Source organism: Chryseobacterium sp. c4a (genome assembly GCF_009900745.1).
Taxonomy (GTDB): domain Bacteria; phylum Bacteroidota; class Bacteroidia; order Flavobacteriales; family Weeksellaceae; genus Chryseobacterium.
The window spans coordinates 882,772-895,003 of record NZ_WXVU01000001.1; the positions used below are offsets into that span (position 1 = coordinate 882,772).

Consider the following 12,232-nt stretch of genomic DNA (forward strand, 5'->3'; position numbering starts at 1 on the left):
ATACCTTATCTTTACGTTCAATATTAAAACTTTGTAAAATTGAAATTTTACAGGCTTACGCTCATTGCCTCCTGTCTGTTGACGTTGGTAATGCTTTTTCTGGTGGTCATTTTCGATTCACTAAAAGATATCTATTATGAGACCCCTTTATTTAAAACGGGTCTTTTAATCTGTGTAATTCTTATCTTTATTATCAACTGTGTAGTGTTGGAATTGCTTTTCAATTATTACGGAAGAAAGCAGGTGAAAGGACTTTCCGGAATTCTGCCTCAGGAAATGGTTCATAATAACGATGAAAATATTACGATCAAAGAACTGGGTGAAAGATTCTCAGATCTCAATCAGCAGCAAGCCACCGAAATCGATATGATGAAGGAAATGGAAAGCTACCGTAAAGAATATATCGGTAACGTTTCTCATGAGCTTAAAACTCCGTTATTTTCTATCCAAGGGTATGTAGAAACGCTAAGAGATGGTGGAGTGGATAATCTAACGATTCGGGATAAATATCTTGAAAGGATCGATAAATCAGTAGAAAGGCTTATTGCCATTGTTACAGACCTTGATATGATCAACAGGCTTGAAGCAGGAGAGATCAATCTTACCGTTTCCAAGTTTGATGTCAATCTTTTGATCAAGGAGATTTTTGACCTGCTTGAATTTGAAGCTGAAAAACACAATACTACATTACAGATCCAGACTTTACATCCACAAATTTTTGTAGAAGCTGATAAACAAAAGATTTCTCAGGTCTTTATTAATCTTATTTCAAATGCCATTCACTATGCCAATAGACAAGAAGCAAAAGTGATTGTAAAAACCAGTGTTTTAAAAAATAAAGTACTGATTGAAGTGATTGATAACGGAATGGGAATCAAATCAGAAATCCTTCCGAGAATCTTCGAGCGTTTCTATCGTGTAGAAACCAGCAGAAGCCGAAGAGAAGGCGGTTCCGGACTAGGACTTGCCATCGTAAAGCATATCCTTGAAGCTCATAACGAAAACATTACCGTAGAAAGTGTTTACCTTGAAGGAACCAAGTTTAGTTTTATGCTCGAAAAAAGTAAATAATTCCGGCAAAATGTAAGAAAAAAAAATATTTTAAAAAATCCTGAAATATTTTTTTGTCACATGTCATTTATTATATATTTGCACCAGAGATTTATCATAATTATAAAGGCAAAAAAGTAATTTAAGAAACTGATATGGTTTACAAAATCCGCGTAATATTAGATGCGAAAGAGGATATTTTCCGTGATATTGAAGTTAAGGGAAAACAAACGTTATGGAACTTACATTTAGGAATTAAAAGTGCATTCAGTCTGCAGGGAGATGAGCTTTCTACTTTTAATCTGTTAGAAGAAGACGGAACGATCGTAAAAAGTGTCCCATTGGAAGATATGAGCGATGATGGTGATGGTGAGATTATGTCAGACGTATACATTGATGAAGCTTTTGAAAACAAAGGAGACAAAGCACAATTCCAATATGGGCTTCTTGATCTTTGGGAATTCTTCTGTGAGCTTATAGAAATTGTTGATGAAAAGAAAGGACTGAACTATCCGATTACAGTATATAGATTCGGAAATGTTCCTTTGAAAGCTCCTAGTAAAAATGGAACTGGAGGATCTAAAAAGAAATCAGCAATGCCTTTGGTAGATGATGAGTTTGGTTTCGATGAAGATTTTGGAGCTAGCGGAAACTTTTCTGATGAAGACGATAACTACGATGACGAAGAAGAAGATGACTACAACGACGATGTCTTTGATGATGAAGATGATAACGATGACGAAAGATAAGATGTAGATACATAAAAAATACAGCCCCGGATTTTTTCCGGGGCTTTTTTATTGAAAATTCAAATGATCTGATTTGATCTTGGTTCTCTTTGTATCGGTAATGAGAAAAAATGAATAAAGCTAAATTCATAAGAAAAGTGAAAATTGCAAGGCAGTGATTTATCCAAGATAAATCTAGGTATCAGCTTTATAATACGACTATTCCCTTAACTGTTCTTATTCTTAAAAAAAATAATGGTTTAAATATTTTAAAAGGTTGATTTTATCTTAATTTTTAACCTTTGTGTTTCCTCTCGATTTTATAACTGATTTCAGATAATACAAAACTCCATTTAATCTAATTGTTTTTATAACCGATATTATTTCGAAAGAGCTTTCGTAATTTTTCCTTTTACCCCCTTTCCCTGAAAAACAATCCTTATTTTTGTTAAAATTAGATTAATGAAAAAATTAATTTTATTAGCCGTAATTGGTCTGGGAATTGTTTCCTGTACCACTCAAAAAAATACAAGGAAGATGACAGAGCTGCCAAAAGAATGGAAACATACTACAAATATCTACGAAGTAAATATCAGACAATATACTCAGGAAGGAACTTTTAAAGCATTTGCAAAAGAAATGCCCCGCCTGAAAGCTATGGGAGTAAGAACACTCTGGTTTATGCCGATTACACCGATTGCCCAACAAAATAAAAAAGGAAGCCTGGGAAGTCCTTATGCTGCCGCTGATTATACCTCTATCAATCCTGAATTCGGGACAATGGCCGATTTTAAAGATATGGTAAATGAAGCGCACAGACTGGGGTTCAAAGTCATTATAGACTGGGTAGCCAATCATACAGGCTGGGATCATGTTTGGACAAAAAGCCACCCTGAATTTTATCTGAAGGATGCAGATGGAAAATTCCATATAGCTTCCGGAATGGATGATATTATTGAGCTGGATTATAAAAATCAGGAGATGCGTCAGGCAATGATTGATGCTATGAAGTTCTGGGTAACGGAAACGGATATCGATGGCTTCAGATGCGATCTGGCCTCATGGGTGGAAGTAGATTTCTGGGAACAGGCACGTCCCGAAGTAGAGAAAGTAAAGCCGCTTTTCTGGCTAGGAGAATTTGATGAGTTGGAAAGTCCGGAGTATGGGAAAGTTTTTGATGCCAGCTATTCATGGAAATGGATGCATAAATCTGCCGATTACTACAAAAAAAATGAACCACTTCAGGAATTGAAAGACCTGTTGGTGCAGTATTCTAATATTGGAGATCGCTCAATGAGAGCTTGGTTTACCGCTAATCACGATGAGAATTCATGGAATGGAACAGAATATGAGAAGTACGCAGTGATTGCAAAACCAATGGCTGTATTTTCAGCAACATGGAATGGCGTTCCGTTATTATACTCAGGACAGGAGCTTCCTAATATGAAGAGACTTGAGTTTTTCGAAAAAGATCCGATCAAATGGACAAAAACGTATCAGGTAGCTGATTTCTATAAAACATTATTGGATTTAAAAGCCTTCAATCCAGCTTTAAGAGGCGGTGATCCGAACGTGACTACTTATTTATTGAATACCACTGCGAATGACAAGATTTTAGCCTATGTAAGAAAAAATGGAAAAGATGAAGTGCTTGTTGTTTTAAATATGTCAAAAGAACCGGTAAACTTTACCATTGAAGATGGAAATATATCAGGAATATTCAGAAATGTATTTGAAAAGACAAAAAGAAACTTCGATGAAGGCAAAGATTTTAATTTCAAAGTTTCAGACTACGCCGTATTTGAAAAATAAAAGCTAACCCTATTGAAGTTCTGACTGAACCTATAAAATTCAACCATTATTTCTTAAATGATACTAGATTTCCCTCCTTTGTAGGGGAATCTATGATTTTGACGGGATGGTTCTATCCATTCACCAAATAATTATTCCAAAACTACAATGAACAAACAGGATATCATAAACATTATTAAAGCTAAAATATCAGATAAAATCCAGTATTTCGAAAACCTGATTGCTGAAACCCGCGCTTCCAATAATGATACGAAAAGCTCAATGGGAGATAAATATGAAACCGGACGTGAAATGCTTCAGCAGGAAATTAATAATCTGCAGAGGCAGCTTAATGAAGTGCTGAATCAGCAGGCTGTTCTACAAAAGATAAACGCAGACCCTTCTGAGAAAGTTCAAAACGGAGCTTTGGTAAAAACCAATAAAGGATTATTTTATGTTTCAGCTTCGATGGGAGAAATTTTATTTGAAAATCAGAAAATTATGACTGTATCTTCAAAATCGCCTTTAGTAAAAGCAATGTTTGGCAAGAAAATGGGAGAGACATTTACCATTAACAATATCAATCAGAATATTGAACATATCTGGTAAATCAATCTTTAATATTATGAAATTTAAAAATTTACTTTTCCTGGCCTTTTTATTCGGCAGCTTGGTGATCAATGCACAAGTTCGTGCTACAGTTTCATCAAAAACGTATGATCTGACATCTGTAAAACTTACAGTGGACGGTTTTGTATTCACCCTTGATGGAGATGGTGTAATCACTGATTTTAATGCTCCCAATTTGAATGGTAAACTTGAATATTATGATAATCAGGTTTTTGATCAGGTTAAATATGGAAAGCTTAAAAGCATCGGGAACGTTAAAATAGATTATTGGGATGATTCTGCATTTACAAGAGAAAAAGCAGGGAAACTAAAAAGCATCGGGAATGTGACTGTGGATTATTGGGAAGATTCAGCCTTTACTAAAGAAAAAGGAGGTAAAGTAAAAAAGATCGGAAATCTTGCTATAGACTACTGGCCAAATGATGTTATTGATAACAGCAGAATGGGAAAACTGAAAACCATAGGTAATATTTCCATAGATTACGGAACTAAAGATATCATAGACCAAAGTAAGTTTCAGAAACTTACAAAGTTTGGCCCTGTGAAATTGGAGTATTCTGATGATAAATTTATTGATACAAAGAGATACGGACAGTTGAAATCAATAAGTGGAAATAGCGAAGAAATTAGTGTTTCTGTATTGTAGTTCTATTGAATCCTAAAGGCCTGTGCATATTGAATATAAACTTGTTTAATAGGAAAAAAATATACTTCTTATAAAAAGCATCCATGAACCGGGTGCTTTTTTTGATGCTTTTTTTTTACTAAATTTGACCCATAAATCCCTTTTCAAAATGCAAAACTACCTGGATCTTTTACAACATATTTTAGACAACGGAACTGATAAAACCGATAGAACCGGTACCGGAACAAGAAGTGTCTTCGGGTATCAGCTAAGATATGACCTGTCTAAAGGATTTCCATTGGTAACTACAAAAAAAGTGCATTTGAAATCCATTATTTATGAATTGCTTTGGTTTCTAAAAGGAGATACCAATATCAAATACCTTAAAGATAACGGAGTAAGCATCTGGGATGAATGGGCAGATGAAAATGGTGATTTAGGGCCTGTTTACGGAGCACAATGGAGAAGCTGGAACGGGGCAGACGGAAAAGTAGTAGATCAGATCACGGAAGTTATTGATCAGATCAAAAAAAATCCGGATTCCAGAAGGCTGATTGTCTCTGCATGGAATGTAGCTGAAATCCCGAATATGGCATTGGCACCTTGTCATGCATTATTTCAGTTTTATGTAGCAGATGGGAAGTTGTCGTTACAACTTTACCAAAGAAGTGCAGATGTTTTCCTTGGTGTACCCTTCAATATTGCAAGCTATGCTTTATTATTGATTATGGTTGCCCAGGTTTGCGATCTTGAAGTAGGAGATTATGTACATAGTTTTGGTGATGTTCATATTTACAACAACCATTTTGAGCAGGTAAACAGACAACTTTCAAGAGAAACAAGACCTCTTCCAACGATGAAGCTTAATCCTGAAGTTAAAAACATCTTTGATTTCGACTTTGAAGATTTTACTTTAGAAAACTATGATCCACATCCAGGTATTAAAGCTCCTGTAGCAATTTAATATAAAGACAGATTTCTTTATTATCTTTTGTAATTGACGGATTTCTATTATTTTTGAAGCTTGTGACAATCCAACGATCACCACAAATTTTGAAAAAATAATATGGAAAAAAAAATAAGCAATAGTTATCTGATATTTTTAAATATCCTAATCATTGTTTACAACCTCTATATATGGCTGTCCGTTTTTATAGAAAAAGTAATTGTAGCAGATGATTTAAAGGAAGCTTATAACTCAAGATACATTTCGAAACCTTATTTCAGCTATATTTACTCCTATCTGGATTCCTCTAATATGGCGGCAAGGCCGGTATCAGGATTGGTGACAGGAACTTTGGTTTTTCTTTCACAATATAATGCCTCTATTTATCTTTTAGGAATTCTGTTTTTTCCACTTTCCTTAATTGCTGTTTATTGGGTAGCACAAAAAATTTTATCAAAAGAGTTGGCGAGTTTGGCAACCCTGCTATACTCATGTTCTCTGATCGGTACAAGCATTCAGTTTTCTCCGATTATGCTGAATTCAAATCTGGCTACTATATTCTTTTCTCTGAGTATTTATTACGTATATATTCGTAAAAATATTGCACTTAGTTCTCTGTTTTTTATACTGTCAATACTCAGCTACGAAATTTTTCTGCCCCTTATTCTTTTACCTTTATTTTTAATCAAAGAAAATAAAAAACGAATTGTATTTCTGTTATTAACTCTTGGAACAATTGTCCTTTTCCGAAAGGTAATTCAGCCCATGATATTTTCTCATTCCTATCAAAGAGATGAAGTAGAAAAAATCTTTGAATTGAAAAGAGTAATAAAAGTGACTGTTTTAACGGCAAAACTGTTTTTCAAAGATATTTTTGTGGGAATCTATAAAGGAGTACTACATCTTAAAAATCTTCATATTATAGAATTATTATTGGCTATAATCATGTCTTCTGTTGTATATAAGATATTTTCCCGCTATGATTTTAAACATAAATTGAAAGAAGTAAAAAAACTTAGGTTTGATCTCTTTGATTTCACTTGGGCTTGCCGTAAGTGTTTTCTATGTTTCATCTTATATTCCCACGCTCTTTGGATTTGATAACCGCAGTCTTGGCGCTATAAGATTGTTTTATACTTTTTTTATCATTTCGGGAATCATTTATCTGTGTTTTAAACTGAAACTGGGAAATAAAACGATAAGTACTCTTTTTGCAGGGATTACCTTTCTTCTTATTACAACCAATATAAGTGTGAAAAATGCCTGGATCTATGCCAGTCAGTTTAATCATGAAATGTTTTATCAGCTGAGTATTGCTCTTAAAGCAGATCATATTGAAAATGGAGTAGTCTGTTTGAAATATGATATGTTCAATGAGTTGAAGACAAATCCACACTTTATTTTGAGAGAACCTATTTTTTATAACAATTGGGAATGCCGTATGTTGTCTGAAATGAATGGCATTGATTTAAAAAAAATACGTGTTTATAATGCAGACAGACAAACAAAATGTGAAATGGTGTTTTTGTATAAAAACGGAAAAGTGATCAGAGAGAGATAATATTGCAGTCAGAAAGTCACTCTCGTTTAATGATTAACTGCTTGTGTACTATTATTCTGAATGATACATCGTGAAATGAAAATCTCATGTATGGTGTTTATACCTATCCCTTGATATACCTTAGAAAATCTGCATTTAGTTTCCGGTTGACTAGTAACCTCCCTTCCTTTAAGTCCTTCCTCCGCAAAAATCTTCGTTAAAAAAGAGCTAACAGACTTATTCTTTCTAAAATAAGTTTTAAATTTGAAAGAACTTGATGTTAACCCCTTTAACAAAAGGGTAAATTATAAATCCAATCACAAAATCATGAAGTATTTAAAAATAAATATTGAAGAAAATGCCGACCCTGAAGTCTTAAAGAATATTGTACTTCAGTTAAAAGGTGTAGCTTCAGCAGAAATTGTTGACGACGAAAACCCGCAAAGTGAACTGAAAAAAGCTTTTGCTAAAACAAAAGAACAACTAAAAACGGGGGATTATGAAACTTTAGTCAATGATATTTTTGACATCATAATAAAAAAATAACTCTAAAATTATAAAGTAGACAGATGAGAAAGGCCATTTTATCGATTGCTATACTCGGAATCTTTTTTTCCGCCAATGTATCAGCACAGACCGAAACTTCAGGAAGAGAAAAAGTGTACAGAGCGACCCATACCAAGGTAACAGAACTGAAACACACAAAACTGAAAGTGAACTTTGACTATCAGAAAGAGCAGATGAATGGGGAAGAATGGTTGACTGCTTCACCTTATTTCTATCCTACCAACGAACTGATCCTTGATGCAAAAGCCATGCTGATTCATGAAGTAGCTCTTGATAACAATGGTAAAAAATCTCCTTTAAAATACGAGTATAAAGACGATATCTTGAAAATTACGTTAGATAAAACGTATCAGAAAAATCAGGATTACACAGTGTACATCAAATATACATCCCGTCCAAACGAAGTGAAACAACAGGGAAGTATGGCGATTAATGATGCAAAAGGACTTTACTTCATCAATGCACAGGGAACAGATCCGGATCTTCCAACACAAATCTGGACACAGGGAGAAACAGAATCATCTTCTGCATGGTTCCCAACCATCGATAAACCGAATCAAAAAACTACCCAGGAAATCTATATGACGGTTCCTGATAAATATGTAACCCTTTCAAATGGTATTTTAAAAGACTCTCAAAAAGAATCTAATGGCCTTAGAACCGATCACTGGGTAATGGATAAAAGACACGCTACTTATCTTTTCTTCATGGGAGTAGGAGAATATGCTATTGTAAAAGATAAATGGAAGAATATTCCGGTTGATTATTATATCGAGAAAGAATATGAGCCTTATGCGAAGCAGATCTATGGAAATACTCCGGAAATGATCGACTTCTTCTCCAAAAAAATGAATTACGACTATCCATGGGCAAAATATGCACAGATCTCAGGTAGAAATTATGTGAGTGGTGCTATGGAAAATACAACGGCTACTCTGCATGGAAGTGATATCCTTCAAAAGCCGGGTCAGCTTATTGATGAAAATAAATGGGAGGATACTATTGCTCACGAATTATTCCACCACTGGTTTGGAGATTTGGTAACAGCAGAAAGCTGGAGTAATCTTACTGTGAATGAATCTTTCGCTAATTATTCCGAATATCTTTGGAATGAATATAAGTACGGAAAAGATCAGGCAGATTATCACCTGATGTCTGATGTGAATATGTATATCCATAATCCGTCTGATTTTAAGAAAAACCTGGTAAGATTCAATTACGCTTCCCGTGAAGATGTGTTTGATCTGGTAACTTATCAGAAAGGAGGCGGAATTCTGAATATGTTAAGAAACTATTTAGGAGACGATGCTTTCTTTGCCGGAATGAATGATTATCTTAAAACGAATGAATACCAAAATGCGGAAGCTCATCAATTGAGATTATCCTTTGAAAAAGTTTCCGGAAAAGATCTGAACTGGTTCTTTAATCAATGGTATTTCGGAAGCGGAAACCCGAAGATCAATTATTCATCTACATTTGAACCAGTGAAAAAACAAGTGTCCGTGACTATTAACCAGACTCAGGATCAGATGTTTGAATTCCCTTTGGCTATCGATGTTTATGACAATGGAAAACCAAAGAGATACAATGTTTGGGTAAATGCTGATGCGAAGAATACATTCAATTTTGATGTTTCTAAAGCTCCGGACTTGGTGAATATCAATGCGGATGGTGTTTTGTTGGCTGATATTACCGATACAAAAACTCCGGAGCAGAATCTATTACAGTTTACCAATTCTAAAGAATTTAAGAGCAGATATACTGCTTTAACAGGAGTAAAAGATCAGGTTGGAAAAAGCCCTGCTGCAACAAAACTACTGGCAGCTGCTTTGAAAGATCCATTCTTTAGAGTAAGAATTAAAGCTTTAGAATTAATAGATCTTAGCAATCCTGAACAAATGAAAGCATTGGGGGCAGAGGTTGAAAAATTGGCTTCTAATGATCCTAAAACGTTAACTCAGGCTGCTGCGATTGCTGCCTTAGCTAAAACAAAAGATAAAAAATACCTTCCGATTTTTGAAAAAGGAGTAGGTGCAGTTTCTAACGCAGTAAAAGGAAGCTCTCTTGGAGCGGTTCTTACCATTGATCCTTCCAAAGCGAACTCATTGGCTGATAAGATTGATCTTGATGGGGCATCAGAAGATTTACAGGCACAGTTACTTCCTGTGATTGTAAAAAATAAAGTAACTTCTCAGATGTCTAAAATTGCTCCATTGGCGGCATTTTATCCGTTTATTAAATTCCAGAATCCTGAATTAGGAAAATCTGCAGAAGAAGGATACAACTGGATCATGACCTCTGATAATTTGAAAGCTACCGAAAGTATTACTAAGATTTTAGGATACGCAAAAAATCAAATGGGAGATAATCCACAAGCGAAAATGATGGTGGTGCAGATGCTGAAGGATGGTTTAAGTAAAAAAATGGAATTGCTTAAACAAAATCCGCAGAATGCAGCAAGCATTAATAAGCAAATCGATGTCATCAATAAAACTATTGAAAATTATAAGTAAAATATAAAGCCGGCCAATTGAGCCGGTTTTTTTATGAAGAATTTTAGTATATCTGAAGAAGATTTATCCAATTTTAAATAATATAGGATTGTTATAAGGTTTATATAAAGTCAATAGGTGGGGATTGTTGTAAATTTTTAATATAAAGGATGTGTAAACTTTAATTTTTAAATACAAATTAGCGATGTATTTAAAAAATACTTTGCATGATATAGTTGAAATGGGTTTATTTTTAAGAATATTACAAAAATCAGTAATTTTTACTGCTGTTTTTTACGTTATCTTTCATAAATTCGTTTAAAATTTAAAATATTATGAGTTTTGGAATAGAAGCGGCAAGCTATTATGTGCCTTCTTTATATTTGGAAATTAAAGATTTAGCTGAAAAAAGAGGTATAGAACCAGCAAAATTGGAGAAGGGATTAGGACTTCATAAAATGGGATTGCCTGATGTACATGAAGATGCTGCAACTTTTGCGGCAGAAGCATTATTAAGGTTGATTCAGGATTATACAATTAGTCCTAAAGAAATTTCAAGAATTTATCTGGGTACCGAAAGTGCTTTGGATGCGGCAAAACCCACTGCTTCTTATGCCATGCAGATGGTTGAGAAAGAATTGGAAAAAGAATTTGGTGAAAGAGTTTTCAGAAACTGCGATGTAGTAGATTTAACTTTTGCCTGTGTAGGTGGAGTAGATGCTCTGCATAATGCCTTGGATTTTGTGAGAGTAAATCCTGATAAAAAAGCTGTAGTAATTGCCAGCGATTATGCAAAATATGAATTGGCTTCTTCAGGTGAATATACCCAGGGAGGTGGAGCTGTTGCCTTATTAGTCTCTTCAAAACCGGATCTTCTTGAAATCGAAAATAATTGGGGAGTAGCTACAGAAAGCGTTTTTGATTTTTTCAAACCGAGAAGACAATACAAAAAAGAAGATCTCAACGAAGCACCGGAAATGTATCCTGACAAGATTGAGGTCTTTACGGATGAACCTGTTTTCGATGGGCAGTATTCCAACCAATGTTATCAGGACAGAATCAGAGAGGCTTATCAACATTATAAAGATATTACAGGTCAGGAAAAGCCTTATGAGAATTGGAAATATATTGTTTTTCATCTTCCCTATGCTTTCCATGGGAAAAGAGTATTTACAGAAATCTACAGTCTTGAAAATGGAATTTCGTATGAAACTCCGGACGAGCAAAAAGCGGTTGCCAAGTCTGAGAATTATTTGCACTTGATCAATGAAGCTATTGAAAAGACCCAAAGAGCATCTTCGGAAATAGGAAATATGTATACAGCTTCTATTTTTATGGCATTCCTTTCCGGATTGCAGACCTCTTTTAACGAAAATGAAGATCTGTCTGGTAAGGAAATTGGTTTCTTAGGATATGGTAGTGGCTCCAAATCAAAAGTATTTGCGGGTAAAATGTCTGCCAATTGGAAAAAGGTGGTAGAAAAATGGAATTTATTTGAAAACCTGAACCAAAGAACAGCTATTGATTTCAATACTTATGAAAAACTTCACAGAAAACAGTTAAATGAATCTGTAAATCCTGATTATAAAGGATTTGGGCTTGTTGCTATAGAAACTGAAAATCCTGTTTTAACGGGAGCAAGGTATTATAGCCGCCAGAATTAAAAAGAAGTTTAAAATTATTAAAAGAATTCTAAATCTTAGAATGCTTTGTCTTTTTTGTATTTTTTGGTTAATTTAATTGTCTATTTTTCGTCATTTTATCTGTTTTGGTAGTAAATTAATACACTTGAATTTGTATATTATTTATATAAAACAATATTTTAATAAAAAATTTTCATTCATTTTATAGATTTTATATAAT

General features: G+C 34.2%; 11 protein-coding genes. All 11 read left to right on the top strand.

Annotated features, from left to right (window positions below):
- Positions 1-39 precede the first annotated feature (39 nt).
- The 11 genes from GTR01_RS04125 to GTR01_RS04175 all read left to right on the top strand — a co-directional run bounded on the left by GTR01_RS04125 (position 40) and on the right by GTR01_RS04175 (position 12,033).
- Complete coding sequence (locus tag GTR01_RS04125) at positions 40-1,071, top strand: sensor histidine kinase (protein WP_160136579.1); 1,032 nt, start codon at positions 40-42, stop codon at positions 1,069-1,071.
- 134 nt (positions 1,072-1,205) lie between these two features.
- The gene (locus tag GTR01_RS04130; RefSeq protein ID WP_160136580.1) at positions 1,206-1,799 is read left to right on the top strand and encodes an IS1096 element passenger TnpR family protein; all 594 of its coding nucleotides are present in this window, start codon (positions 1,206-1,208) and stop codon (positions 1,797-1,799) included.
- A gap of 441 nt (positions 1,800-2,240) precedes the next feature.
- On the top strand, positions 2,241-3,590 hold the full coding sequence (locus GTR01_RS04135; RefSeq protein WP_160136581.1) for an alpha-amylase family glycosyl hydrolase: 1,350 nt from the start codon (positions 2,241-2,243) through the stop codon (positions 3,588-3,590).
- 147 nt (positions 3,591-3,737) lie between these two features.
- Positions 3,738-4,178, top strand: a complete 441-nt coding sequence (locus tag GTR01_RS04140; protein WP_160136582.1) for a hypothetical protein — start codon at positions 3,738-3,740, stop codon at positions 4,176-4,178.
- Between the two features lie 16 nt (positions 4,179-4,194).
- On the top strand, positions 4,195-4,845 hold the full coding sequence (locus GTR01_RS04145; protein WP_160136583.1) for a hypothetical protein: 651 nt from the start codon (positions 4,195-4,197) through the stop codon (positions 4,843-4,845).
- A 148-nt stretch (positions 4,846-4,993) separates the two neighbouring features.
- Positions 4,994-5,788: a thymidylate synthase gene (locus tag GTR01_RS04150; RefSeq protein ID WP_160136584.1), complete on the top strand. Its 795-nt coding sequence runs from the start codon at positions 4,994-4,996 to the stop codon at positions 5,786-5,788.
- Positions 5,789-5,890: 102 nt separating this feature from the next.
- Entirely contained in the window at positions 5,891-6,871 is a 981-nt protein-coding gene (locus GTR01_RS04155) for a hypothetical protein (protein ID WP_160136585.1), read from the top strand.
- 25 nt (positions 6,872-6,896) lie between these two features.
- A complete protein-coding gene (locus tag GTR01_RS04160) occupies positions 6,897-7,331 on the top strand; it encodes a hypothetical protein (protein ID WP_160136586.1) in 435 nt (144 codons plus the stop codon).
- A 243-nt stretch (positions 7,332-7,574) separates the two neighbouring features.
- Entirely contained in the window at positions 7,575-7,856 is a 282-nt protein-coding gene (locus GTR01_RS04165; protein WP_228452152.1) for a hypothetical protein, read from the top strand.
- 23 nt (positions 7,857-7,879) lie between these two features.
- The gene (locus tag GTR01_RS04170) at positions 7,880-10,390 is read left to right on the top strand and encodes a M1 family metallopeptidase (RefSeq protein WP_160136587.1); all 2,511 of its coding nucleotides are present in this window, start codon (positions 7,880-7,882) and stop codon (positions 10,388-10,390) included.
- A 314-nt stretch (positions 10,391-10,704) separates the two neighbouring features.
- Entirely contained in the window at positions 10,705-12,033 is a 1,329-nt protein-coding gene (locus GTR01_RS04175) for a hydroxymethylglutaryl-CoA synthase family protein (RefSeq protein ID WP_160136588.1), read from the top strand.
- The last annotated feature ends 199 nt before the right edge of the window (positions 12,034-12,232 follow it).

Bases quoted from the DNA above. Each gene is read 5' to 3' on its own strand.
- GTR01_RS04130 (WP_160136580.1), top strand. From the start codon at position 1,206: ATGGTTTACAAAATCCGCGTAATATTAGATGCGAAAGAGGATATTTTC.
- GTR01_RS04135 (WP_160136581.1), top strand. From the start codon at position 2,241: ATGAAAAAATTAATTTTATTAGCCGTAATTGGTCTGGGAATTGTTTCC.
- GTR01_RS04140 (WP_160136582.1), top strand. From the start codon at position 3,738: ATGAACAAACAGGATATCATAAACATTATTAAAGCTAAAATATCAGAT.
- GTR01_RS04145 (WP_160136583.1), top strand. From the start codon at position 4,195: ATGAAATTTAAAAATTTACTTTTCCTGGCCTTTTTATTCGGCAGCTTG.
- GTR01_RS04150 (WP_160136584.1), top strand. From the start codon at position 4,994: ATGCAAAACTACCTGGATCTTTTACAACATATTTTAGACAACGGAACT.
- GTR01_RS04155 (WP_160136585.1), top strand. From the start codon at position 5,891: ATGGAAAAAAAAATAAGCAATAGTTATCTGATATTTTTAAATATCCTA.
- GTR01_RS04170 (WP_160136587.1), top strand. From the start codon at position 7,880: ATGAGAAAGGCCATTTTATCGATTGCTATACTCGGAATCTTTTTTTCC.
- GTR01_RS04175 (WP_160136588.1), top strand. From the start codon at position 10,705: ATGAGTTTTGGAATAGAAGCGGCAAGCTATTATGTGCCTTCTTTATAT.